The organism is Acinetobacter sp. WU_MDCI_Abxb74, assembly GCF_025513915.1.
Taxonomy (GTDB): domain Bacteria; phylum Pseudomonadota; class Gammaproteobacteria; order Pseudomonadales; family Moraxellaceae; genus Acinetobacter; species Acinetobacter calcoaceticus_C.
This window is the reverse complement of sequence record NZ_JAHPRP010000001.1, coordinates 319850-345965: the sequence shown is the minus strand read 5'-3', so window position 1 is coordinate 345965 and position 26116 is coordinate 319850. Positions and strand designations below refer to the sequence as shown.

The 26116-nt window shown below is 37.4% G+C and carries 26 protein-coding genes; 18 read left to right on the top strand and 8 right to left on the bottom strand.

What is annotated here, in order from left to right; all coding sequences use genetic code 11:
* The first annotated feature begins 3 nt into the window (after positions 1-3).
* The 8 genes from KTH84_RS01635 to putP all read left to right on the top strand — a co-directional run bounded on the left by KTH84_RS01635 (position 4) and on the right by putP (position 8131).
* Entirely contained in the window at positions 4-684 is a 681-nt protein-coding gene (locus tag KTH84_RS01635; protein ID WP_133973893.1) for a YoaK family protein, read from the top strand.
* Positions 685-687: 3 nt separating this feature from the next.
* A complete protein-coding gene (locus KTH84_RS01630; protein ID WP_075431380.1) occupies positions 688-1224 on the top strand; it encodes a DUF2058 domain-containing protein in 537 nt (178 codons plus the stop codon).
* Between the two features lie 367 nt (positions 1225-1591).
* Complete coding sequence (locus KTH84_RS01625; protein WP_262471729.1) at positions 1592-3439, top strand: ABC transporter ATP-binding protein; 1848 nt, start codon at positions 1592-1594, stop codon at positions 3437-3439.
* Positions 3439-3879 carry a MaoC family dehydratase gene (locus tag KTH84_RS01620; protein ID WP_202742272.1) on the top strand — a complete coding sequence of 147 codons (441 nt, stop codon included), beginning with the start codon at positions 3439-3441 and terminating at the stop codon, positions 3877-3879. The genes KTH84_RS01625 and KTH84_RS01620 overlap by 1 nt, the downstream gene beginning before the upstream one ends.
* A gap of 107 nt (positions 3880-3986) precedes the next feature.
* A complete protein-coding gene (locus KTH84_RS01615; RefSeq protein WP_042896545.1) occupies positions 3987-5012 on the top strand; it encodes an AraC family transcriptional regulator in 1026 nt (341 codons plus the stop codon).
* Between the two features lie 37 nt (positions 5013-5049).
* Positions 5050-5424 (top strand): glycine cleavage system protein GcvH, encoded by a 375-nt coding sequence (gcvH, locus tag KTH84_RS01610; protein WP_042896546.1) that lies wholly within the window; start codon positions 5050-5052, stop codon positions 5422-5424.
* A gap of 98 nt (positions 5425-5522) precedes the next feature.
* On the top strand, positions 5523-6230 hold the full coding sequence (locus KTH84_RS01605; protein WP_262471728.1) for an SIR2 family NAD-dependent protein deacylase: 708 nt from the start codon (positions 5523-5525) through the stop codon (positions 6228-6230).
* A 410-nt stretch (positions 6231-6640) separates the two neighbouring features.
* On the top strand, positions 6641-8131 hold the full coding sequence (putP, locus tag KTH84_RS01600) for a sodium/proline symporter PutP (protein WP_133973901.1): 1491 nt from the start codon (positions 6641-6643) through the stop codon (positions 8129-8131).
* Between the two features lie 34 nt (positions 8132-8165).
* Here putP and KTH84_RS01595 read toward each other — a convergent pair whose 3' ends face one another.
* Positions 8166-8654 (bottom strand): Lrp/AsnC ligand binding domain-containing protein, encoded by a 489-nt coding sequence (locus tag KTH84_RS01595; RefSeq protein ID WP_042896550.1) that lies wholly within the window; start codon positions 8652-8654, stop codon positions 8166-8168.
* 125 nt (positions 8655-8779) lie between these two features.
* Between KTH84_RS01595 and putA the strand changes: the two genes are divergently transcribed.
* The 4 genes from putA (at position 8780) to KTH84_RS01575 (ending at position 14787) form a co-directional block, all read left to right on the top strand.
* Complete coding sequence (gene putA / locus KTH84_RS01590; RefSeq protein WP_262471727.1) at positions 8780-12532, top strand: trifunctional transcriptional regulator/proline dehydrogenase/L-glutamate gamma-semialdehyde dehydrogenase; 3753 nt, start codon at positions 8780-8782, stop codon at positions 12530-12532.
* 107 nt (positions 12533-12639) lie between these two features.
* Positions 12640-13119 carry a GrpB family protein gene (locus KTH84_RS01585; RefSeq protein WP_262471726.1) on the top strand — a complete coding sequence of 160 codons (480 nt, stop codon included), beginning with the start codon at positions 12640-12642 and terminating at the stop codon, positions 13117-13119.
* Between the two features lie 102 nt (positions 13120-13221).
* Entirely contained in the window at positions 13222-14307 is a 1086-nt protein-coding gene (gene trmA, locus KTH84_RS01580) for a tRNA (uridine(54)-C5)-methyltransferase TrmA (protein ID WP_262471725.1), read from the top strand.
* A 249-nt stretch (positions 14308-14556) separates the two neighbouring features.
* The gene (locus KTH84_RS01575) at positions 14557-14787 is read left to right on the top strand and encodes a hypothetical protein (protein ID WP_003651412.1); all 231 of its coding nucleotides are present in this window, start codon (positions 14557-14559) and stop codon (positions 14785-14787) included.
* A gap of 36 nt (positions 14788-14823) precedes the next feature.
* Here KTH84_RS01575 and KTH84_RS01570 read toward each other — a convergent pair whose 3' ends face one another.
* Positions 14824-15570, bottom strand: a complete 747-nt coding sequence (locus KTH84_RS01570) for a phosphodiester glycosidase family protein (RefSeq protein ID WP_262471724.1) — start codon at positions 15568-15570, stop codon at positions 14824-14826.
* Between the two features lie 194 nt (positions 15571-15764).
* Here KTH84_RS01570 and KTH84_RS01565 point away from each other — a divergent pair, with 194 nt between their 5' ends.
* Complete coding sequence (locus KTH84_RS01565) at positions 15765-16355, top strand: lecithin retinol acyltransferase family protein (RefSeq protein WP_133973908.1); 591 nt, start codon at positions 15765-15767, stop codon at positions 16353-16355.
* A 43-nt stretch (positions 16356-16398) separates the two neighbouring features.
* Here KTH84_RS01565 and KTH84_RS01560 read toward each other — a convergent pair whose 3' ends face one another.
* On the bottom strand, positions 16399-16980 hold the full coding sequence (locus KTH84_RS01560; RefSeq protein ID WP_133973910.1) for a YceI family protein: 582 nt from the start codon (positions 16978-16980) through the stop codon (positions 16399-16401).
* Positions 16981-17198: 218 nt separating this feature from the next.
* On the opposite strand from KTH84_RS01560, the gene KTH84_RS01555 reads away from it, so the two are divergent.
* The gene (locus KTH84_RS01555; protein WP_045432773.1) at positions 17199-17606 is read left to right on the top strand and encodes an OsmC family protein; all 408 of its coding nucleotides are present in this window, start codon (positions 17199-17201) and stop codon (positions 17604-17606) included.
* 57 nt (positions 17607-17663) lie between these two features.
* Here the strand turns inward: KTH84_RS01555 and tkt are convergent, their stop codons facing one another.
* Entirely contained in the window at positions 17664-19652 is a 1989-nt protein-coding gene (gene tkt / locus KTH84_RS01550) for a transketolase (RefSeq protein WP_262471723.1), read from the bottom strand.
* Between the two features lie 539 nt (positions 19653-20191).
* Between tkt and metK the strand changes: the two genes are divergently transcribed.
* Entirely contained in the window at positions 20192-21358 is a 1167-nt protein-coding gene (gene metK / locus KTH84_RS01545; protein ID WP_016138342.1) for a methionine adenosyltransferase, read from the top strand.
* 123 nt (positions 21359-21481) lie between these two features.
* Here the strand turns inward: metK and KTH84_RS01540 are convergent, their stop codons facing one another.
* On the bottom strand, positions 21482-21730 hold the full coding sequence (locus tag KTH84_RS01540; protein ID WP_016138343.1) for a hypothetical protein: 249 nt from the start codon (positions 21728-21730) through the stop codon (positions 21482-21484).
* 258 nt (positions 21731-21988) lie between these two features.
* Here KTH84_RS01540 and KTH84_RS01535 point away from each other — a divergent pair, with 258 nt between their 5' ends.
* A complete protein-coding gene (locus tag KTH84_RS01535; RefSeq protein ID WP_262471722.1) occupies positions 21989-22183 on the top strand; it encodes a hypothetical protein in 195 nt (64 codons plus the stop codon).
* A gap of 62 nt (positions 22184-22245) precedes the next feature.
* Here KTH84_RS01535 and KTH84_RS01530 read toward each other — a convergent pair whose 3' ends face one another.
* Entirely contained in the window at positions 22246-22809 is a 564-nt protein-coding gene (locus tag KTH84_RS01530) for an FxsA family protein (RefSeq protein ID WP_202742284.1), read from the bottom strand.
* A gap of 494 nt (positions 22810-23303) precedes the next feature.
* Between KTH84_RS01530 and blaOXA the strand changes: the two genes are divergently transcribed.
* Positions 23304-24125, top strand: a complete 822-nt coding sequence (blaOXA, locus tag KTH84_RS01525) for an OXA-213 family carbapenem-hydrolyzing class D beta-lactamase (protein ID WP_262471721.1) — start codon at positions 23304-23306, stop codon at positions 24123-24125.
* Positions 24126-24192: 67 nt separating this feature from the next.
* Here the strand turns inward: blaOXA and KTH84_RS01520 are convergent, their stop codons facing one another.
* Positions 24193-24738 (bottom strand): GNAT family N-acetyltransferase, encoded by a 546-nt coding sequence (locus tag KTH84_RS01520; protein ID WP_262471720.1) that lies wholly within the window; start codon positions 24736-24738, stop codon positions 24193-24195.
* Positions 24735-25328 carry a helix-turn-helix domain-containing protein gene (locus tag KTH84_RS01515; RefSeq protein WP_262472470.1) on the bottom strand — a complete coding sequence of 198 codons (594 nt, stop codon included), beginning with the start codon at positions 25326-25328 and terminating at the stop codon, positions 24735-24737. The genes KTH84_RS01520 and KTH84_RS01515 overlap by 4 nt, the downstream gene beginning before the upstream one ends.
* 238 nt (positions 25329-25566) lie before the next feature.
* Here KTH84_RS01515 and ruvC point away from each other — a divergent pair, with 238 nt between their 5' ends.
* Positions 25567-26112: a crossover junction endodeoxyribonuclease RuvC gene (gene ruvC, locus KTH84_RS01510; RefSeq protein ID WP_003651385.1), complete on the top strand. Its 546-nt coding sequence runs from the start codon at positions 25567-25569 to the stop codon at positions 26110-26112.
* Positions 26113-26116 lie beyond the last annotated feature (4 nt).

Below are 26116 nucleotides of genomic sequence, written 5' to 3'. Positions count from 1 at the left end.
GAAATGCCATTTCAACGTCTACCAAACTGGTTCCAACTTGGGGCCTTTTTACTGGCATTTAATGCCGGAATGATTAATGTATTAGGGTTAATTACCCTTTTGCATCAATCTATTTCACATATGACTGGCAACGTTAGTATGCTAGCTATGAGTTTGGTAGAGTGGCAACCAGAACATATCATTTTCTTATTTCTGGTAATTATTTGTTATGTTTGCGGTTCATTTTATAGTGGTTTTATTTTAGGCAGCAGCCATTTTCGACTAGGTCGTCGCTATGGCTTACCTTTAAGCCTTGTTGCTTTATTCATTTTTCTTTGTTGGCTATTACTTCCTTATTTTCCACGCTATGGATTATTATGGGCTTGTACAGCAATGGGCCTACAAAATGCAATGGTGAGCCATTATAAAGGAACCATTATTCGAACTACCCATCTATCTGGCGTTTTAACAGATATTGGTTTAGCTCTGGGATATAAAGCTAGAGGCTTACCGGTAGAAAACCGACGTATTGTTTTACACTTACTTATTTTTGCAGGTTTTCTGCTGGGTGGAATTCTCGCTGCGCTAGTACATCCGCATTTAAAGTTACAAGCATTTTTATTGCCAGCAACTTTAAGCTTAGTCTTAAGTATTTCTTACTGGGTAGTTTACTTCTATAGCCCTTCAACTTCACATAAGGATTAAGTCATGGTTAAAAATGCCTTACAAGCACAGTTATTAAAAGCTGGGTTAGTGGATAATAAAAAAGCAAAAAAACTAACAAAACAAGCTCATCATGAACAACGTATCGGTCAAAGTGATGAGCCTGAAATCAAAGCGAATATTGAAAAAGCTCAACAAGAAAAGTTAGCTAAAGATCAGGCTTTAAACTTAGAAAAACAACAACAACTTGAGGAGAAAGCCCTCAAAGCATCAATCATTCAAATGATTAAACATCATAAAATTTCAAATACTGATGGTGATAGTGTTTATCAATTTATTGATGAAGGTAAGATCAAGAAAGTATATATTTCTCAGCAAGTATACAATGCCCTTGTTTCAGGCAGTTTGCTCATTGCTAAAGATCAAAATCAATATGCTTACCTACCTAAAGCATTAGCTGAAAAAATTGATCAGAAGATGAAAGGTTTTATTTTATTGAACAATGCTGAGTCCAATGAACAGACCACAGATGAAGAAGATCCTTATGCAGCCTATGTGATTCCTGATGATTTAATGTGGTAACACATACAATGGCCTTTATGATGTAAATATAAAGGCCTTTTCCCAATTAGTTTAAAAAGTATTAATTTAACAAATGATCAAAATATTAAGAAAAAATACTTAAAGAATAAATTCCTTCACCACTTTATCTATTAATCCCGATATAATAAATCATAATTTTTTAAGTCCTCGCGACATTCTTGAAGATTTCTTCAGGTATCCAAATTTTACGTCATGTACTCATGAATGACGTACAACATAATCAGTTCATGTGTATTTGCACATATTCAAAAGATCGAAAACTTAAGTGATCTTGATCTAACTGACTTTTTATAAATTTAATTGCAAAGACTTAATTAAGTGGCTTTTGTCTTAAAGGTAGTAATTCATGCTGAAGTGGTTTGAAAAACTTGTAGATCCCTACCCAACAAAAGGTCTGGATGAACCTTTACCAACTCGATTTTTTCCATTTGTATGGCAAGCAACGGAAGGCTTACGCCCTTACTTATTCTTACTTATTCTTTTTACAGCAGGTGCGGCAAGCTTTGAAGCCTTACTTTTTTCAAAGATTGGACAACTCGTAGATTGGTTAAGTAAAAGTCATCCTGAAAGTTTTTTAAGTCAGCACACGACTGATTTACTCCTTTTAATTGGTGTTTTATTTACCAACATCTTTTTTGTAAATATTCAATCTATTGTTAAACACCAGATTTTATATAGTACTTTTCCAATGCGTTTGCGTTGGCGTTTCCATAATCTTTTATTGAAACAAAGCTTAGATTTTTTTCATAACGACTTCGCTGGAAGACTTTCTGCAAAAGTGATGCAAACGGCCCTCGCAATCCGTGAATTCTGGATTATTTTGGGCGATATGTTGGCTTACGTCGCTATTTACTTTATTACCATTAGCATTGTTCTTGGGGCAATTTCACCAATTTTGTTAATACCACTTTTGGTTTGGTTAACTTTATTTTTATTAAGCGCATGGTTCTTTATCCCTCGTTTAAGTAAAGTTTCGCAGCAGCAAGCCGATGCTAGATCAGTTATGACTGGCCGTATCACCGATGCTTATACCAACATTCAAACTGTTAAATTGTTTGCTCATGCGGGACGTGAAAGCCAATATGCAAAAGCATCAATGAAAGAGTTTATGACAACAGTCTATGCTCAGATGCGTTTAGGCACTCTTTTTGAAATAAGTATCAACATGCTATCCGCCATTTTATTTATTGGCGTTATTGGTACTTCAGTATGGCTATGGACTCAAGGTTTAGCAGCATTAGGTGTAATTGCAGCAACTACTGCCATGATTTTAAAGCTGAATAGTATGGCTGAATTTATGATGTGGCATATGTCCGCGTTATTTGAAAATGTTGGAACCATTCAAGATGGTATGCAAACATTAGGTAAAAAAATCAATATTCAAGACAAACCAGATGCAAAAACGCTTAACGTTACCCAAGGCGAGATTGTATTTAAAGATGTAAGCTTTGCTTATAACAATAAAAATGTGATTGATCATTTCAACTTACATATTAAAGCAGGTGAAAAGATAGGAATTGTTGGACGCTCTGGAGCCGGAAAGTCTACGCTTATTCAATTGCTTTTACATTTTTATCATCTTAAGCAAGGTGCAATTTTAATTGACGGGCAAAATATTGAAGATGTGACTCAAGATAGTCTAAGAGCAAATATTGCCTTAGTGACACAAGACACTTCTTTATTACATCGTTCAGTGGCTGAAAATATTAAATATGGGCGTCCAGATGCATCTGATGCCGACATGGAAAATGCTGTAAACAAAGCAAAAGCCACCGAATTTATACCTCAGTTGGTTGATTTAAAAGGTCGTAATGGATATGACGCCCAAGTAGGTGAACGTGGTGTAAAACTTTCTGGTGGTCAAAGACAGCGTATTGCTATTGCACGTGTATTTTTAAAAGATGCACCTATTTTGATTTTAGATGAAGCCACTAGTGCATTAGATTCAGAAGTTGAAGCGGCTATCCAGTCAAGTTTAAATGACCTTATGGTTGATAAAACTGTTATTGCAATTGCACACCGATTATCTACTATTGCACAAATGGACCGTTTAATTGTTCTTGATGAAGGAAAAATTGCTGAGCAAGGAACACATGAAGAGTTAATTGCTCAAAATGGAATATATGCACAATTATGGAAACGTCAAACAGGCGGCTTCCTGTTTGAACAAAAAGTTTTACAGGGTCAAGATTAATGCTTTATTTAGAAGATTTGAAAATTGGTGACCGTTTCATTAGCCGTGAATATGAAATCACCTTAGATGAAATCAAAAAATTTGCAAATTCTTATGATCCTCAACCATTTCACACAGATGAAGAACAGGCTAAGCATGATCCTATTTTTCAGGGGATTGCTGCCAGTGGTTGGCACACTTCTGCCATCACTATGCGTTTATGGACAGAATGCATGCCTATTCATGGCGGTTTGATCGGTTCAGAATCGAGTTTGCGGTGGCCACGCCCCACCCGACCGGGTGATAGAATTCATGTTGAAACTGAAATTTCAGCAATCACACCATCCAAAACAAAATTAGATCGTGGTATTGTAAGTTACGTTACGCAAGCCTTAAATCAACATGGGGATGTCTTACTTATTTCAACAACAAAAATTGTTGTCTTTAAAAAAAATGTTTAAAAATGGTTGATATGATTGTCTAACAGTTTTTATAAACTCAGATTATATTTCATGACAAGATGTGTAAGAAATGCATGTGAAAAATTGATGAGAGCAATGGAACGCATATGAAAATTACCTCAGCTCGTCAAGATCAGGGTATTCCGGGTGTCTATGGCCTATTGCTATTAGATGTCGTTTCACGTTGGGGATACAATGATGAAACATTATTTGCTCCATTTCATCTTACCAGCGAGCAACTAGCTGACCCTGACTATCGTATTTCTACACCAGTAGCGAATGAACTGGTTAAACACGCGCTTAATCTAACTGGTGAAACTACTTTGGGTTACCATCTTGGTACTCAAATGCGTATTTCAATTCATGGTTTTATTGGCTATGCAATTATGACAGCCAAAGATATTACCGAAGCAATTGCTCTCGCAGCACGCTTTATTCAACTACGCTTACCCTTTTTACAATTATATTTCTCAACTTTTGGGCCCAAGGCGACCTTACAATTACAATGTGATATTGAACTAGAACCTTTGCGAACAGAAATTGTTTTAGGTCTAACTATTGGCATTATGAGCATGGCGAAAGCCATGACTGGTATTGAAGATTTAGCTGGTGATGTAGATTTAGATTTCGCAGAGCCAGAAGGTTTCGAGAAATATAGAAGTAAGTTAAGTAGTACGATTCGCTTTAACCAACCCCATTTAATTTCAAGTTTTGATAAAAAATATTTAGGACTTAAATTAATTAATTCAGATCCAATCGCCAGTCAAGTTGCCATTAATCAGTGTGAATCTGAACTTTCTGCTTTGGGTGAGCGCCGTCGTTTAGCAATGCGAGTTCGCGATATTTTAACTAACTCGGAACAACATTACTTAAGCATTGAAAATGTAGCAGAATACCTACATATGTCGGATCGCACCCTCAAACGTCAATTGGCAGCAGAAGGAACTTCATTTTCTACATTAGTTGATGAAGTACGCTATCGGCACGCAACATCTCTGCTTTCCCGTACAGATTATAGTCTTGAACAGATTGCAGACGAACTTGGCTATTCGGACGTTGCAAATTTTAGCCGTGCTTTTAAACGCTGGAGCGGCCGCAGTCCGAGCAACTGGCGTAAAGACCCATACTTATAATGTTTAAAACTATTGGACACAAGCTTAAGGAGTTACCATGAATCATCCTTCGGAACTGAAGTATGCACGTACACATGAGTGGGTAAAAATTGAAGGTGATCTTGTTATTACAGGGATTACTGACCACGCACAAGATGAACTGGGCGATTTGGTATATGTCGAAACTCCTGAAGTTGGTCGTCAAGTTACAGCTGGCGAACAAGCTGGAGTTGTTGAATCAGTGAAAACTGCTTCGGACATTCATGCTCCTGTTTCAGGCACTGTAGTGGAAGTAAATACTGACCTTGAAGATGATCCTGATTTCGTAAATGACGATCCATATGGTAAAGGCTGGATTTATAAAATCAAACCAGACAATATTGCAGATGTTGAAAAACTTTTAACAAATGCAGAATATGAAGCTGGCCTATAACATAGGTATCGTTTTCAAGATTTAATAAAAACCAGTTTAGATTTAAGCTGGTTTTTTCTTTGTTTATGCAGTTAATTTAAAGTCAGCTATCTGATTCGGTGACGTATATGACAAAACTTGTTGTGTTCTCTGGCGCGGGTATGAGTGCCGAAAGTGGAATTAGCACTTTTCGTGACAGTAATGGTCTATGGGAAAATTATGATATTCAACAAGTTGCTACACCAGAGGCGTGGGAAAAGAACCCTGCTTTAGTTCAACGTTTTTATAATGAACGACGTAAAAATATTTTAGAATCTCAACCCAATAAAGCTCATCAATATATTGCCAAACTACAAGATTATTTTGACGTACAGGTTATTACTCAAAATATTGATGATTTGCATGAACGTGCGGGAAGTCTCAACGTTTTACATTTGCATGGAAACATTCGTTTATCAAAAAGTTCAGGACCAGATGCACAATTCACAACTCGGTTTTATGACATTAATGGTTGGGAATTAGATTTAGATCGTGACATTTGCCCAGATGGCTACCCCCTTCGCCCACACGTTGTTTGGTTTGGAGAGGCTGTACCTGCTTATGAAGACGCAATTAGATTAGTGCAAAGTGCAGATGTTTTTATTGTAATCGGCTCAACATTAAGCGTATATCCTGTTGCTGGTTTAGTGCATGAAATTTCAGCTCAATGTAAAGCTTATTATATAGATCCAAAAGCAGATTATTTACGTGTTCCTCAACAATACGAATTGTTAAAGTTGTCAGCCACTCAAGGAATGCATCAACTTTTTGAAAATTTAACCAAATGACTGCAATTTTTAAGGACTAAATAAATTTAATTTGAATAAAAATTATTATTTTTTGGATAAAATTTTGTCGAATTCTCTAATTTTGTTTTAATTTTCGGCAATAAAATTTTGCCTACCACCCTTTTTATAAATAAAAATGGATTTATTTTTTATAAAACTTATTTTTCTTAGAATAATTTAAAAAAATAAAATATTAAAAAATTTATAACCAAATGATAAATAATATATTTTTCAAGTTTGTAATCTAAATTACACCAACTTACACAAAGATACAAAAATACAATGTAAAGATAACAGAGCAAAAAAATTCTTTTGTGGTTGAATCTCAACCTCTTGAATGCCGTACAAGAAAACAGCGACCTGGATTAGGTTACAATCACGGATTATGGATATAAGGACACACATCCATCATGAGTTATTTTGATCCCACCCTCATCATGTTTATGGTGTACATTTTAGCAATGGTACTTATTGGCTTATTTGCCTACCGTGCTACAAGCGACTTCTCAGATTATATTCTTGGTGGTCGTAGTTTAGGCAGTTTCGTTACTGCATTATCCGCAGGCGCATCAGACATGAGTGGCTGGCTACTCATGGGTTTACCAGGAGCGATTTATCTTTCTGGTCTATCTGAAGCTTGGATTGCAATTGGTCTAATTATCGGTGCTTGGCTTAACTGGCTACTGGTTGCTGGTCGATTACGCGTTCATACTGAAATACAAAATAATGCATTAACTCTGCCAGATTATTTTACCAGCCGTTTTGATGACCAGAAAAAAATACTTCGTATCTTTTCGGCGGTTATTATTTTAGTTTTCTTCGCAATTTACTGTGCTTCAGGCATGGTAGCTGGCGCACGTTTGTTTGAAAATTTATTCGGAATGTCCTACAACACTGCAATTTGGCTCAGTGCTATTGCGACCATCAGTTATGTTTGTGTTGGCGGATTCTTAGCAATTAGCTGGACGGATACTTTTCAAGCTGGCCTGATGATTTTTGCTCTGTTGTTAACTCCAATCGTGACCTACCTTGCGATCGGTGACACAACTCATTTCGTTACCCTCATTGAAACTGCTCGTCCGCATGCGTTTAATCTCATCTCGGATTTTGGTGTAGTAGCAGTTTTATCCTCCATGGCTTGGGGTCTCGGTTACTTTGGTCAACCGCACATCCTTGTACGTTTCATGGCGGCTGATTCAGTAAAATCTATTCCTGCTGCTCGTCGTATCGGTATGACATGGATGATTTTATGCTTAATCGGTGCTGTAGGTGCTGGCTTCTTCGGTATTGCTTATTTTGAACAACACCCTGAGTTAGCAGCCGTTGTAAGCAAAAATCCTGAAACTGTATTTATGGAATTGACTAAAATTTTATTCAATCCATGGATTGTTGGTATCATTTTGGCTGCAATTTTAGCTGCTGTTATGAGCACATTAAGCTGTCAACTTTTAGTATGTTCAAGTGCTTTAACTGAGGATTTATACAAAGGCTTCCTTCGTAAAAATGCATCTCAAAAAGAACTTGTATGGGTTGGTCGTCTCATGGTTCTTGCAATTGCAGTTCTTGCAATTTTTCTTGCAGGCAACCCAGACAGTAAGGTTCTTGGTCTTGTTGCTTATGCATGGGCCGGCTTCGGCGCAGCATTTGGTCCCCTTATCATCTTGTCATTGTTCTGGAAACGTATGAATTTACAAGGTGCTTTAGCGGGTATGATCGTTGGTGCAGTTGTGGTTATTGGCTGGAAAAATCTTTTCGCAGACACTGGTGTTTACGAAATTATTCCTGGCTTTATCCTTGCATTTATCAGCATCATTGTTGTTAGTCTTTTAACTAAAGCGCCAAATTCAACAGTAACTGGACGCTTTGAAAAAGCAGATGAACTCTACAAAGAAAGCGTATAAAACCATCTAAATAAATAAAGGGGCTTCGGCCCCTTTATTTATTTTTAGTTTTGATTTTAATTTTTGAAGTATCTTTCACTGCCTGCATCACTGGGTAACTCCGGGTTTCTTTTACCCCAGGTAACTGCCATAGCACTTGTCCTGCAATACGTCTAAATTCTTCCATACTTCCACTTCGTAATTTAATTAAAAAATCGAAGCCTCCACTTACCATGTGGCATTCCACAATTTCTGGATAGTGCACCACAGCATCAATAAACTCATCCAAAACATTAGGTGTCGTTTTATCCAGTAATATCTCAACAAATACCAGAAAATTAGCATTTAATTTGACAGGGTTTAACTTAGCCTCATATCCCAAGATGAATTCATCTTTCGTTAATTTTTGCACTCGAGCCATAACAGCGGTTGGTGATAAGTTCACAAGTTCGGCTAATTTACTGTTAGAAATTCGCCCATCTGTTTGAAGAATATCCAAAATTTTTAAATCAGTGCGATCAAGGCTTAATAATGGGCCATTCATCTGAATTTTCCTCTAAAAAATGGGCTAAATATAGTGAGTTATTCGGTGTTTCTTCTGTAATGATAAATTATCTAAACCTCTCTACTCAAGATAAATAGTATGAGAGCTAGTTGGCGGACACAGATATGAACACAATGGATACTTTTCATCAAATGGATAAATCTCACCAAGGCTATATCACCGAATTCAACGATAAAAGTGAGTTTGAACAACGCATTAATACAGCTTGGCGACGTGCGGAACCAGAAGCTGTAGAAGAATTATTACAAGCTGCGGCTGTATCTGACGATTTAGATCATAAAATTTATGATCTTGCTTTTAATCTTGCCCATAATTTACGTGAACGTAAAACTTCTTCGGGTAAAGCTGGAATTGTTCAAGGGTTATTACAAGAATTCTCTCTTTCTTCTCAAGAAGGCGTGGCGTTAATGTGTCTTGCTGAAGCTTTGCTTCGTATTCCAGACTCAGCAACACGTGATTTGCTTATTCGAGATAAAATCAATCAAGGTAACTGGAAAGAACACGTTGGCCAAAGTAGCTTAATGTTTGTAAATGCTGCTGCATGGGGCCTTATGCTGACTGGTAAACTCATGGAAACGCCAAAGCAAACTAGTCTTTCAAGTGTACTTACTGGCTTATTAGCGCGTAGTGGACGTGGCATTATTCGTAAAGCAGTCGATGTTGCAATGCGTATGATGGGCGAACAGTTTGTTACTGGTGAAACTATTGAAGAAGCCGTTGACCATGCAAAAGTATTGGAAGACAAAGGTTTCCGCTATTCTTACGACATGTTGGGTGAAGCTGCTTTAACCGAACATGATGCTGAACGTTATTTTAACGACTATACGCAAGCCATTCATGCAATTGGCAAAGCATCTAACGGTAAAGGCGTTTACGATGGCCCGGGTATTTCCATTAAGCTTTCTGCTTTACATCCTCGCTACCAACGTGCACAAATTGAACGTGTTCATCAAGAGCTTTACGGCAAAGTTTTTGAGTTAGCGCGTTTGGCTAAACAATACAACATTGGCTTGAATATTGATGCCGAAGAATCAGAGCGCTTAGAGATTTCTCTTGAGTTGCTTGAGCGTCTTTGTTTTGAGCCGGAACTTGCAGACTGGAAAGGCATCGGTTTTGTCATTCAAGCTTATCAAAAACGCTGTTTCTTCGTAGTTGATTATATCATTGACCTTGCGAAACGTAGCCAAAAACGTCTCATGATTCGCCTCGTGAAAGGTGCATATTGGGATAGCGAAATCAAGAAAGCTCAAATCGATGGTATGGATGACTACCCTGTCTTTACCCGTAAAGTACATACAGATTTATCTTATATTGCTTGTGCTAAAAAGCTACTTGCTGCACCTGACTATATCTATCCGCAATTTGCAACTCATAATGCACAGACATTGGCAACGATCTATCATTTAGCTGACCCAAGCAAATATTATGCTGGTCAATATGAGTTCCAATGCTTGCATGGTATGGGTGAACCACTTTATGAACAAGTCGTTGGCCCACGTGAGCAAAATAAATTAGGCGTGCCATGCCGTATTTATGCTCCGGTTGGTAACCATGAAACTTTGTTGGCTTACTTAGTTCGTCGTTTACTTGAAAATGGTGCGAATACTTCATTTGTTAACCGAATTGCAGACAAAACGCTTAAAGTTGAAGATCTCATTCAATCTCCAATTTACGATATTCGCAACGCAGCTAAACTTGAAGGTTTGGTAGGTTTAAAACACCCATCTATCCCGTTACCTTTAGACATGTATGGATCACTCCGTAAAAACTCTAAAGGCTATGATTTAGCAAATGACGAACCGCTTTCAGCACTTGACAATACAGCTCAACAACTCCGTAATCGTATCTGGCAAAGTCATCCATTATTGGCAACGACAGAAACATTAGAGCAAGGTCATTCCATTGCAATTACAAACCCAGCACAAAATGATGAAATTGTTGGGCATGTGCAAGAAGCTGATCTTAAGCATGTTGAAATTGCACTTAATGCAGCTGAGCAAGCTCAATCTGAGTGGTCCACTACGTCTAAAGATCAGCGCGCTCAGTACTTAAAACGTGCAGCAGACCTTATGGAAGGTCGTATGCAAGAACTTATGGTTCTGCTAAGTCGTGAAAGTGGTAAAACATATGCAAATGCGATTGCAGAAGTTCGCGAAGCTGTAGATTTCTTACGTTACTATGCAACTCAAGTTGAGAACCTTCCTACAAATACAAAAATTCAGCCTTTAGGTACTGTACTTTGTATTAGTCCATGGAACTTCCCTCTTGCAATTTTCTCAGGTCAAATTGCGGCAGCACTAGGCAGTGGTAACTGTGTTATTGCTAAACCTGCTGAACAAACACCTTTAATTGCAGCTCAAGCAGTTCAAATTTTATGGGAAGCCGGTATTCCACATGGTGCTGTACAGCTACTTCCAGGCCGTGGTGAAACAGTTGGTGCTCAGCTTAGCCAAGATAATCGTATCGATGGCATCATGTTTACTGGCTCAACTGAAGTTGCCAAGATTTTACAGAAAACTGTTGCAAAACGCCTATCTGAAAATGGCCAATCCATTCCTCTCATTGCGGAAACTGGTGGTCAAAATGCAATGATTGTGGACTCATCAGCTTTAACTGAACAAGTTGTACTTGATGTTGTCAGTTCAGCTTTTGATAGCGCTGGTCAACGTTGCTCTGCTTTACGTATTTTATGTGTACAAGAAGACAGTGCTGCAAGCGTCGTAAAAATGCTTAAAGGTGCAATGCAACAGTTGATTGTAGGTAACCCTGCTATTTTGAAAACTGACATTGGTCCTGTAATTGATGATGAAGCAAAACAGACAATTGATCAGCATATCCAAAAAATGAAGTCTAAGGGCTATCCAGTACATCAGCTGATGTTTGGTGCAACGAGCCAAAATGAATTAAGTAAAGGAACTTTTGTTGTACCAACAGCAATTGAGTTACCTAACCTTGATGATTTACAACGTGAAGTCTTTGGTCCAGTTTTACACATCATTACCTATAAGTATGGCGAACTGGAACAGCTCATCTCGCGAATTAATGCCAAAGGTTATGGTTTAACAATGGGTCTTCATACACGTATTGATGAAACGATCCAAACAGTGATTCGACATGCTGAAGTTGGTAATCTTTATATCAACCGTAATATTGTGGGTGCTGTTGTTGGTGTTCAACCATTCGGTGGTGAAGGTTTATCGGGTACAGGTCCAAAAGCTGGTGGTCCGCTTTACATGTATCGCTTAATGCAGCAGTGTTCAAACAAAGTATTGGCAACACCATTTGCCATGAAGACTGAGCAAACTGCTTTTGAAGGCTTTAACCGTGAGGTTTATCAGAGCTTACAAAATTGGGCGAAACAGCATTTACCGCAGGCAAATCGCAACATTGAACCATTTGGTGTTGGTAAGTTTTATGAGTTACAAGGCCCTACTGGGGAAAGTAACCAATATATTATTCTGCCGCGTCATCGAGTTCTTTCTATTGCTGACACAGAAGAAAACCAACTACATCAATTGCTTGCAATTTTTGCGGTTGGTAGTCAAGCTGCGGTAATGCCGAACAGCCCACTCTTGGCAAAATATAAACAAACCTTGCCGAAAGATGTGCTTGCTGCAATTACTACGGTCAAAAACATCGCATCAGATGCTTTTGATGCAGTTTTACATCACGGTAAACGTGAAGAAATCTTCTCATTACAGCAAGAAGTGGCTACTCGTTCTGGAGCAATTGTAGGTATTACACATGTTGAGCCAAATGAGAATATTCCACTTGAGCGTTTAGTGATTGAACGTGCAATTAGTGTGAATACAGCTGCGGCTGGTGGTAACGCAAGCTTAATGACAATGACTGATTAACGCATAACTTTTTAAAAAAAAGCCCAAATCTTAGTATTTGGGCTTTTTTATATACTGAAGTAATCTATTCTTAAATATATAAATTTTATCTCTTAGAGAATCTAATCATGATTTTTTTAGAACCAGAACAATATCAACAAAAATGCGCTCAGCTTTTTAATTTATACCAAAAAGATATTTCCACATTACTACCATTTGCAAGAATTGAGCATATTGGTTCATCTGCAATTCCTAATGCAATTTCAAAGGGTGATCTCGATATCTATATTGAAGTCATGCCTGAGCAGTTCGACTTTGCAATTGAACAGTTAAAAACACTTAACTTTATCGAAAAGCAAAATACGCTAAGAACACATGAACTTTGTATGCTTGAATCACTCAATAATGATGAGGTTGCTTTTCAAGTAGTGGCATCTCATTCGGAGTTCATATTTTTCTTAACCTTTAGAGATAAGCTTATGGAATCTCCAACCTTGGTCAACGAATATAATCAATTAAAATTACAATGTAGTCATTTAGATCCCGATCAATATAGAACAATAAAATCAGATTTTATTAGCCATGTTCTAAAAAGCTCATCATTTTAGATTATGCTCGCTCCTTAATGATATCGGGCTAAAATTGGCTCCTGTAACCCCGTTTTTTTTGATACCATTCACTATTTGATTCTGTCCAATTTTTCTTTGTCTATGACCTCTTCTTATCGTCAACAACTTCAAACTAAAATTGATCGCATTACTGCACAATTTTCTGAATATACACCACCTGCATTAGATGTGTTTGATTCACCTGAACAACATTTCCGGATGCGTGCTGAGTTTCGAATCTGGCATACAGATCATGATATGTTCTATGCAATGTTTGAACGTAATGATGATGACAAGCAAAAAACTGTTGTCCGCATAGACGAATTCCCTATTGCTGATAAAAGCATTAATGATTTAATGCCAAGGCTTTTAGAAGAACTTAAAGCAGAGCCTAAACTTTCCGCACGTTTATTTGAAGCTGATTTTTTAGCAACTCTTAGCGGTGAAATGTTAGTTACATTAATCTATCATCGTAAGCTTGATCAGGAATGGGAACAAGCAGCTAAAGCGCTTGCTGAGAAGTTAGATATTAAAATTATGGGTCGTAGTCGTGGCCAGAAAATTATTATTGGTGATGACTTTGTTGTTGAAGAGTTCGAACTATTAGGCCGTTCATTTAAATATAAGCAAATTGAAAGTAGCTTTACTCAGCCTAATGCAGAGGTTTGCAAAAAAATGCTGCAATGGGCCTGTGATGCTGCTGAAGGATCTAAAAAGCATTTATTAGAACTCTATTGTGGCAATGGGAACTTTACCCTTCCACTTTCATTAAAGTTCGAACGTGTTTTAGCAACCGAACTTGCCAAGTCTTCTGTTTATGCAGCTCAATGGAATATTGAGCAAAACCAGATTGATAATATTCAGGTTGCTCGTCTTTCAGCCGAAGAATTTACTCAAGCCTACCAAGGTGAACGTGAATTCCGCCGCTTACAAGAAGCGAATATTGATATTCAAAGTTATGACTTTGATACCGTATTTGTTGATCCCCCACGCGCAGGGATTGATGATGAAACCTTAAAATTGCTACAAGGTTTTGAGCGTATTATTTATATCTCGTGCAACCCAGATACACTGTATGAGAACTTAAAAATATTAGGTTTAACTCATCGTATTAGCAAGTTCGCTTTGTTTGATCAGTTCCCCTATACCCATCATGTTGAATCAGGTGTATTACTTGAGAAGATTTAAACAAAATCTTTCATTGTAAATGCTAAAAATAAGGAGGTTATATACCTCCTTATTTTTTATAGCCTTTTCATCTAAGTAATTAAATTTTCAAAAAATATCAAGTCATCTATTCGTCATAATTTCGTTTAACTCGAGCATTCCTATCGAAAATTCTTGAGTTCAATTGGTCGATTTATCACTTATAGAGACTTGTATTTTATTTTAGATTGGCTATATTTCGAGCTATGTTAGATTGTATATGAAGGCTCTATGAGTTTTTGGCAAAAGCTGTTCTTGGCAGATCAACAGCATAACGAGCATAAGAACCAAACTGCTTGTGTTGAAAATGACTGCTCATGTAAAACAAATGAACAACTTCTAAGTGCTCTTGCACTAGCAACAGATGAAGATGTCATTAAGGGAATAAAGAAAGTTCTTATTTCCCGTGGTTATAGCCGAAAAGAGTTGAATGAACTCACTCAAAAACCATCTATTCACTAATAAAAAAAGCCAGTCTTGTACTGGCTTTTTTATATTTCACTTCAAGCGACAATCTGTCTGATCTACCCAACCAACAATTGGCCCCATTGCAAATTGTTGATCATTACGTTTGTCTTTTTGAACGTATAAACTAGAAATAGAACCATCCAGATATAAAGCCTGCTCCACCCTAAGATTTCTTTGAAAAAACTGAGCAAACTTGTAAAAACTCACGCTATTCTTTGATATTACAAAGTAGAGTTTATTATTCCGAATTCCGACCCCATTACGAATTTTATTTGATTGAGAATCTGGTAAAAAAAGGGAGTTTATCTTTCCATCAATAACTAACATCGGTCCAGATTGCGTCGCATAATCAACGTTAAAATCTCGTCGACTATATTGCTGCGTTGTTAAAATAAATGCCTGTTTTTTATTCCAACCTAGCACGCCATTAGGCTGTAAAAAGAAATTCCCCAATCCTTTACTTTTATTTAGTGGCTGAATCACCTTAGTTCGTTCAACATACAGCCCTACTGGAGAAAATCCCGGATGGAACATTCCTGCATTCATTGCAAAAGAAAGTCGCTCACATTGCTTTAAATGTTCCTGCACACTATTAAAGCTTTTGTAATACTGTTGATTATTAGAATTCTTAAGAAACAAACGTAACTGTTTTAAATTGCTAATTGCAACCACATCATATTGGTCGCCTTCCGCTGTTTTAACTTGCTGGTGTTCTATTGCATAGACAGACTGAATCAGAAGCCCATATATAGTTAAGCACCACATCAACCATTTCATTTACTACCACCATACATGACATTTTTTCTTCATATTAAATCTTTAAATTAGATACAATAAACACAATTATAATTGGATATGTACCAAACTCATCCATTCGACGTAATCAATACACTCGAAAATGTCTATCTTGGTTATAATGATGAGCAGCTTTTCAATAAAAGCCATTTACACTTTATTGGATCAGCGTAAGCATGCAACAACCAAATAAGCTCTACCCTTTAGGGGCTCACCTCATTGTAAAGCATCTCGGCTATAGCCATCATGGTATCTATGCAGGGAGAGGTCGAGTTATCCATTATTCAGGCTTAGCGCATTTCATCAAAAAACGACCGATTGAAATCACTTCAATAGATACATTCTCGCATGGCAAAAAAATACATGTTCGCTCTTATGACACGCCACGTTATAAAGGAAAAGCTGTCGTGCGCCGAATGCGTTCACGCATGAATGAAAACCACTATCATCTGATTATTAATAACTGTGAACATTTATGTAGTTGGGCAATTACCGGCGTTGAAAGTAGCACCCAAGTCGAACGTATGATGCATCGATTAACGACCATTGGTTATGTAAGCTCAATTATGAGCTATATGAATGGTATGATGCTCACTGTTGCAACGACATGTTTTGCTCTTGTACTTTACATTAAAAAGAAACTACGCGAGCAGGCAAAAATGAAAGTCCCTACTTACCAATTCCTTAGAGAAAAATCTGAAAAAAGGAATATTGACCCTTCAGTACCGTTAGTATTTATAGATCCAGATAAAGAAGAACCAATTTAATAAAAAAGCCCTCAAATATGAGGGCTTTTAGAAAACTTAAAACTTATTTTTTATCAACTGTTGCTTCAGTTGTAATATTTACAGTGATTTTATCACCCACGTTTGGAACGTAATTACCTAAACCAAAGTCAGAACGTTTGAACGAAGTTGTAGCATTAAAACCAATTGCTGGAACTTTTGCCATTGGGTGTTCGCCTTGCTTGTTTAAAACAGCGTCAAGTACCACAGGCTTAGTTACGCCTTTAACCGTTAAGTCACCAGTAATTTTAAAGTGTTTTTTGTCTTTTGTTTCAACTTTAGTACTTTTAAACGTGATATTTGGATATTTAGCAGCATTAAACCAAGCTTCTTCTTGGAACTCTTTATCTAAAGCAGGAACGTTTGTATTTACGCTGCTTAAAGGAATAGTCACATTTACAGATGAATTTGCTGGTTTAGCATTATCAACTTTAATTACACCTTGGATATCCGAGAAGTTAGCGCTTGGAGTAGAGAAACCAAAGTGATTCCACGAGAAAACAGTAGCTGTATGTGTTGGATCAATTTTGTAGTCCACTGGCGCAGCTAAAGTAACTGAACTAGCCAATGCTACTGCCAAACCGAAGCTTAATGTTTTAAGATGCATTTTTCGTATCCTTTATTGATATAGTCGTTAGTGTATACATCAAGTAATTTAATTCACTATTCTTTATAAAACGATATGTTTCATCCATGCAACAATAAAAGCGTTACAGTTATTATTTAAAAACAATATTATAAAATATCGGTATTGTCATACCGTTTCCGAATTTTCAAATTAATTCGTTTTTATTTCGACTTTATTGATCAATAACAAGGTAAAACATGGCTAATACTGCTCAAGCACAAAGTACTTCCACTCCATATCGAGTAACTCTGACCGATCCTTCGGGTCACCAATGGTTTGCTGATGAACCTACAGATAAAGGTGGTCTAGATACTGCTCCAAACCCAGTTCAAATCTTACTGTCTGCTTTAGGCGCCTGTACCACCATCACATTAGAGATGTATGCGAATCTTAAAGGTATTAAGCTTGATCATGTTCAAGTTGATTTAGTATTAAACCCAAATGGTGAACCTGAGAAAGGTCAAAATAATATTGAACGCAAAATCACGCTCAAAGGTGAATTCAGTGAAGATCAACACAAGCGTTTATTAAAAGTTGCTGAGAACTGTCCTATTCATAAGTTACTCACTTCACAAATCAATATTCAAACCGAACTTAGCATTTAACCTTTCAGATATAAAAAAGCGCTCCCTATGGAGCGCTTTTTTACACTAATTTGATATTTAAGCAGTTAATTCTTTTACTGCTGCAACAACAGCTTCAGTTGTAATACCAAAGAATTGGAACAAATCTTTTGCTGGTGCAGATTCACCATAAGTTGTCATACCAATTACTTTGCCATCAAGTCCAACAAACTTCCACCAGTAGTCAACATGAGCAGCTTCAACAGCAACACGCGCACGGATATGAGCTGGTAATACAGCTTCACGATATGCAGCGTCTTGTTTCATAAATTCTTCTGCACATGGCATAGAAACTACACGTACACCGTCAAGTTGAGCATAAGCTTCCATTGCTAAAGAAATTTCAGAACCAGTTGCAATAATAATTGCTTTTAATTCGCCTTTTTCTTGAGCAAGAACATAACCACCTTTTGCAACATTTTGAATTTGCTCTTCAGAACGTGTTTGGAATGGTAAGTTTTGACGAGAGAAAATGAGTGCTGTAGGGCCATCTTTACGCTCTAAAGCAGATTTCCACGCAGTAGCAGTTTCTACGGTATCAGCAGGACGCCATGTATTTAGGTTAGGCGTACCACGTAAAGAAGCAATTTGTTCGATTGGTTGGTGAGTTGGACCATCTTCACCCAAACCAATTGAGTCATGTGTATAAACATGAATTACACGTTGTTTCATCAATGCAGACATACGTACTGCATTACGCGCATATTCCATAAACATTAAGAATGTTGCAACGTAAGGAACAAAACCACCATGCAATGCAACGCCATTGGCAATTGCAGTCATACCAAACTCACGTACGCCATAATATACGTAGTTACCAGCTGGGTTTTCTTGAATGCCTTGGCAACCTTTCCAAAGCGTTAAGTTAGAACCCGCTAAGTCAGCAGAACCACCTAGCAATTCAGGCAATAAAGGACCAAATGCTTGTAATGTGTTTTGGCTCGCTTTACGTGTTGCGATTGTTTCGCCTTTCGCATTTGTTTCACGAATGAATGCCTCTGCTTGCGCTGCAAATTCTGCTGGCAAGTCACCGCTAATACGACGAAGTAACTCAGCTGCTTCAGTTGGATATTTTGCTTGATACTGTGCAAATACTGCATTCCAAGCTGCTTCAGATTCAGTACCTTTTGCTTTCGCATCCCATGCAGCATATACGTCAGAAGGAATAACAAATGCTTCTTCTTTCCAGCCTAATGCTTCACGAGTTAAAGTAATTTCATCTTTACCTAATGGTGCACCATGACAGTCTTCTTTACCCTGCTTATTTGGTGAACCTAAACCAATAATGGTTTTACACATAATAATGGTTGGTTTTTGATTTTCAGCTTTTGCTTCGATTGTTGCTTGACGAATCGCATCAGCATCATGACCATCTACACGAAGAACTTGCCAACCATAGGCTTTGAAACGCTCTTCTGTATCATCGCTGAACCAGCCTTCTACTTCACCATCAATTGAAATGCCATTATCATCATAATAAGCAATCAATTTACCAAGTTGTAAAGTACCTGCTAAAGAACATACTTCGTGAGAAATACCTTCCATTAAACAGCCATCACCTAAGAAACAGTAAGTGAAATGGTCTACAACTTTTAAATCATCTTTATTGAACTGGGCAGCTAAAGTCTTTTCTGCCAATGCAAAACCAACAGCATTAGCAATACCTTGACCTAAAGGACCAGTCGTTGTTTCTATACCCGGCGCATAACCATATTCAGGATGGCCCGGAGTTCTAGAATGCAATTGACGGAACTGTTTTAAATCTTCAATTGAAAGATCATAACCTGTTAAATGAAGCAAAGCGTATTGCAACATTGAACCATGGCCGTTTGATAAAACGAAACGGTCGCGGTTTACCCATTGTGGGTTAGTTGGGTTGTGATTTAAAAACTCGCGCCAGACGACGTCAGCAATATCTGCCATCCCCATTGGAGCACCAGGATGCCCTGAGTTTGCCTGTTGCACAGCATCCATTGCCAATACACGAATTGCATTTGCAATACGACGTTCGTTTAAAGGGGTCGTCATAAGATCAGAATCCAATTTTAATAGATTGATGAAAAGAAGAAGATGAATAACAATTCAATGCCGCTATATTGTCTTAAAAAAAGGGCTGAGGGTAAACCCCAACACGGTATATTTCTTTATTTTTAATCGTTTCTTGGTTACACAAAAAACATTTAGATCTTTAAGTTATATAAAACAGTGATCATTTTCTTAAATACTGCTCCCCTATGCGGGCAGGCAGTTCTATTAGACTTTGATATATAGATAAAATATTTGGAAATATCTATCTAGCTCAATCATGTTTCTTTTCTTTAGAATCTAGCTTGTGGGACACAATTTTTTTTGTTAAGTCATATGTCTAAAAAATGCACTAATAACAACTTATTAAAATACCAATACTTTAACTAAACACTCTTTATATCAATTTTACTAATACACTTATCAATTAAAACACAGTATAAATGAAACAAATTCATGCTTTTTGGTCAGTATGAACTGGTCCTCAAGCTCAAGTCGATGTAACATATTATGTCTTTTGAAATAACCAAGATAGGACTTTCATGCGCGAGTACGCTGTTTTTACCTCGGAATCTGTAAGCGAAGGTCATCCCGATAAAATGGCCGACCAAATTAGCGACGCTATTTTGGATGCAATCTTAAAAGAAGACCCATACGCACGTGTTGCTTGTGAAACACTGGTAAAAACAGGCGCTGTTGTACTTGCTGGTGAAGTAACAACGACTGCTAATATTGATGTTGAAGCTGTTGTTCGTAATACCGTTAACGGTATTGGATATCACCACTCTGATCTTGGCTTTGATGGATCGACATGTGCTGTAATCAATATGATTGGTAAACAATCACCTGAGATTGCACAAGGTGTAGATCGTCAAAAACCTGAAGATCAAGGTGCTGGTGACCAAGGTTTGATGTTCGGTTACGCAAGCCGTGAAACAGATGTGTTAATGCCTGCTCCGATTTCTTATGCTCACCGTTTAATGGAACGTCAGGCTGAACTTCGTCGCTCAGGCGCACTTCCATGGTTACGCCCAGATGCAAAAAGCCAAGTTACTTTTGCATATGAGAATGGCAAGCCTGTACGTTTAGATGCAGTCGTTTTGTCTACTCAACATGATCCTGAAATTACTCAAAGCCAGCTTAAAGAAGCGATCATTGAGGAAATTATCAAGCCGATCATTCCTGCTGAAATGTTCCATGCTGCTACTAAATTCCATATTAACCCAACTGGCATGTTCGTTATTGGCGGACCTGTGGGTGACTGTGGTTTAACAGGTCGTAAAATTATTGTTGATACATACGGTGGTATGGCTCGTCACGGCGGTGGTGCTTTCTCTGGTAAAGATCCATCTAAAGTTGACCGTTCTGCTGCATATGCAGGTCGTTATGTTGCAAAAAATATTGTAGCTGCGGGTCTAGCTGACAAATGTGAAATTCAGGTGAGTTACGCAATTGGTGTAGCAGAACCTACTTCAATTTCAATTAATACGTTTGGTACAGCAAAAGTTTCTGATGAGTTGATTATTCAACTTGTACGTGATCATTTCGATTTAAGACCGTTTGGTATTACTCGTATGTTGGATCTTATTCAGCCAATGTATAAACAAACTGCGGCTTATGGCCACTTTGGTCGCGAAGGATCAGACACTGCATTTACATGGGAAAAAACTGATAAAGTTGAAGCTCTTAAAGATGCTGCTGGCCTCTAATAGAATTTCATAAAAAAGCCCGCCAATGAGCGGGTTTTTTTATAGTTAAAATTTTCTAGTATGTAGGGTTTACTCTTCTAGCAACCATCCTTGATGCCATATCATTTGTAACTTTGAACAAAATTATTGCCTTGTCGTTTTATCATCCTGATTTAGCACATCAAGTAATGTTGACTGCATTGGCGTATCTTGATGGTTCTGGACATAAATATGGACAACTTTAAATACGACGACAACCGCTAGACAGGCCATCACACAAAACATCCACAAACCATATGGGCTTCGAATATGTTGCGAACCGCAATATGGACATGATTTATCAGTTGATGCCACAACTTTGTCACAACACGCACAATGGTATTGATATAGCATAGGTAACCCTCCTTCCCTCATTTCAACCGTTGTTGTTTTAATAGGTTTGCTACATTTTTAATTTATACATCCTTTATATTTATCCTATGTGAAATGAAAAGATAATTCAATCTGAATGAACAATTGAGTCAATTTAAAAATTTTATTAAAATACAAAAAGATAAGTTAAATATTATTTTTTTAGCACTATTTTTCTTATTTTGATATTTTACCGAATTTGTTAAAATAAGCGAATAGTCTCACATTCTAGGCAAATGCATGTCACATACAAAGCTCATTAATAAGGGTGGCTTTCGCGAAAGAGCGAACAGAAGTCGAGGTTATCAACAATCTGAAAACAAGCAAACCGCTCTACCTTCAAATAAATATCAACCGCAGTCGAAATCACAAGAAGAAAACAAATCAGAAATGAAAGATATTGATTCATCTACTTCAGTTTGCCAGAATAAATAATAGTTTTAAAAATAAAAAAAAGCTTAAACCCATGAGGTTTAAGCTTTTTCACAACACATTTATTAGTCTTTATTTTTATGTTCTATTTTTTTGTGGTCTGGAGTAATGTCTCGCGCTTCACCATCAATAATGTTTGAATCATGGTATTGGCCTTGACCACCACCCTGCTGATTCTGCATATCTTGCATTTGACGCATTAAATCAGCAAATGGGTTTTGTCCCGAAGCATTACCGCCCATGCCACCCATCATTTTATTCATCATAGCTTGCTGACGTTTTGCAAGAGTTCTCATCGCTATATTACGAAATGCAGTTTGAACACCAGGAATCAAAATTAAAACAGCTAAAACATCAGATACAAGACCTGGTAGCATTAATAGGAAACCTGCAAAAGCATAAGCAAGTTTTTTAGTTACTGTTGGATCACTACCTAGCTGGCCTGTCATTTGCATTTGTTGTAATTGAGGCATAATACCCGCAGTACTTCTACGAATAAGCCCAAAACCAATAAAGAAAGCAATAATGAACCAAAAGAACACGTACCAGCCACTGATGAACTGTGCTACGCCAATCCATACGGCAATTTCAACAATCGCACCCAGAACTACAATAAGAAGTAAATTCATTTAAAACTTTATCTATCTCAAAAAGAAAATTCATTGCAGTTTTATTTGACCTAACCTTATCTAAGTTACAAATAAGGACTAAGCATTCCTCTTCGCTCCGATTGTTCCATCTAATTTGTAAAAATTAACATAAGCAATCGTAACAACAAGAGTCTGCAATACTAGAGTACATTTGATTTTAACTCGATAAAAACAAACATGCTTTATTATTAATGAGTGCTGTATCAACTTTATCAAGTGCCACTTCAAGCAGATTTGAATTTTTTTACTCTATTTAAGTAAAAACTCATTCAAAAAAGGGCTCTTTATTCAAATAAAGTCTTATCTGCTGAGCGAAATTAGAAGCATTTCTTTGTTTATGTTCTACTTTTAGAGAACTTTAAAAGTAATACCTAATATAAAATTTCCTAGATAGCTTACATTTCCACTATCTAAGGCTGTTCTATTCAAGTTAAATTAATTAGTAATATTTCAAATTAAACTTAGTCAAACTTATGTATAAAAAAGCCCTTATCGTTGCAACAAGCCTCCTATTTTTATCTGCCTGTTCTTCTAATACGGTGGAACAACATCAAATATATTCTATTGCTGCCAATAAAAATTCAGAAGAAATTAAATCGCTGTTTGATCAAGCGCAGACCACAGGCGTTTTGGTTATTAAGCGAGAGCAAAAAGAAGAAATTTATGGCAATGACCTTAAAAGAGCATCAACTGAATATGTTCCAGCTTCTACCTTTAAAATGTTAAATGCTTTAATTGGACTTGAACACCATAAGGCAACTGCAACTGAAGTGTTTAAATGGGATGGGCAAAAACGTTTATTTCCTGACTGGGAAAAAGACATGACGCTGGGCGATGCCATGAAAGCTTCTGCAATTCCAGTTTATCAAGAATTAGCCCGACGAATTGGTCTAGACCTTATGTCTCAAGAGGTGAAACGAATTGGTTTCGGTAATGCCAATATTGGTTCAAAAGTAGATAATTTTTGGCTTGTTGGTCCCCTAAAAATCACACCTCAACAAGAAGCCCAGTTTGCTTATCAATTGGCCCATAAAACACTTCCATTTAGCAAAAATGTACAAGAACAAGTTCAATCAATGGTATTCATAGAGGAAAAGAATGGACGTAAAATTTATACTAAAAGTGGTTGGGGATGGGATGTTGAACCGCAAGTTGGTTGGTTAACAGGCTGGGTCGTTCAACCACAAGGAGAAATTGTCGCATTCTCACTGAATTTAGAAATGAAAAAAGGAACTCCTAGCTCTATTCGCAAAGAAATTGCTTATAAAGGCTTAGAACAACTGGGTATCTTATAAATTGAACTCTATAGCCCAAGCATAGACTGGGCTATTATTCTGTTTTTTTGAAATGTGAAGTTTTTAATTATCCATCGATAGGATGAAATGGTGTGCTCAAATTTAACTGGTAAAAAGCAGCATCGAGCCATTCCCCAAATTTAAAACCGACTTGTTTAAAAGTGCCTGCATGAGTAAAGCCCATTTTTTCATGTAAACCGATGCTTGCCTGATTGGTCGCATCAATACAACCAATCAATACATGGAGCTCGGCCTTTTGAGCTCGCTGAATCAACTCTTCCATTAAAATTTTGCTTAATCCGCTACCACGATGCTCATGATGAATATAAATACTATGTTCAACGGTATATTTATAGGCAGGAAAAGCCCTAAAGGTTCCCCAGCTTGCAAAACCCAATAACTTGTCAGTCTCATCAACAATCCCTATCACGGGAAAGCCATTTTCTCTTTTAACTGAGAACCAATTTTTCATCGACTCTTCGGAACGCGGTACATAATCATATAGAGCGGTAGAATTGATAATTGCTTCATTCAGAATCTCTAAGATAGCCACTGAATGTTCTGCTTCATTACAATCAATTAAGTGGAAATTAGAATCGAGGGCATAGGTCATAAAGATTCCTTAACGGCAGAGACAAGTTGACTAGAGACAACTAAAATATAGCGAGCGACTTGAGATGAATTATTACTGTATATAACGGGCTGGTTTAGTTGCATTGCCAAACAATCCCCTGTGCTTAAAGCATAAGAAGATTCACCTAATTGAATATCAATTTTCCCTTCCACTACCCAAAGTTGCTGTTGTACCACCTTGGAAGTTTCGCTAATTTCATAAGTAATTCTTGACTGAGCTGGAAACTCAATTTCAACAATCTGAAATGGAGACTTCCAATTTGGAGGTGAAATTTGACGGCGAATATAACCTGTTTCTGGATCTTTCCATTCTGATTGTTGACTACGCCGAACAATGGGCTCAGGTGATTGATTATCTTGTTGGTTAGCGAAGAGTTGAGTCAAAGGTACATCTAAACCATTTGCCAGCTTTTCAAGGACAACCGCAGTTGGGCTTGCCTCACCTCTTTCAATTAAAGAAATTGCAGAGCGGCTCACCTGACATCGTGTAGCAAGAACATCAAGGGTATATCCACGAGCTAAACGCAGTTCACGTACTTGCTGTGCAATGCGAATATTAATATCTTCCATACAACCACAAACTTCACTTCCAAAATTCAAGATAAATATTCCACTAAACTAGAATCTTGTCAATTATCAAAGATTTTTTCTTTTTTAGAAATCTTGAAAAACTATACTTTGTAATAATCCCAAAAAATCTATTTAAAAAACGAAAAATAACCATTCATAAATGACTTGCTTAAATAACTCATGCAGATCATATTTTGGTATGTAACAATACCTTTAAATTATTTATGTAAGCCTTCGCATGTCTTTGATTATTGGGATTGACCCTGGTTCACGCTTAACAGGTTATGGAATCATTGAAAAAGATGGTAGCAAATTACGTTTTATTGATGCAGGAACCATTCGAACAGAAACTAAGGAAATGCCCGAACGCTTAAAACGTATCTTTGCTGGTATTGAACGTATTGTTAAATTTCATGGTCCAACCGAAGCTGCCGTTGAACAAGTGTTTATGGCCCAAAACCCAGATTCGGCTCTAAAACTTGGGCAAGCACGAGGTGCAGCAATAGCCGCTTTAGTTAATTTAGATTTACAAGTTGCAGAATATACCGCCCGCCAAATTAAACAATCCGTTGTTGGTTATGGAGCCGCGGATAAAGAACAAGTACAAATGATGGTCATGCGATTACTTAACCTGACCATTAAACCTCAGGCGGATGCGGCAGATGCACTAGCAGCAGCCATTTGCCATGCTCATGCATCTGGAAGTATGAGTAAACTGTCGGTTCTTAATGCCTTAGGTGGTATGGCACGTGGACGAAGTCGCTCTAGCAGTCGTAGACGTTAAAGTT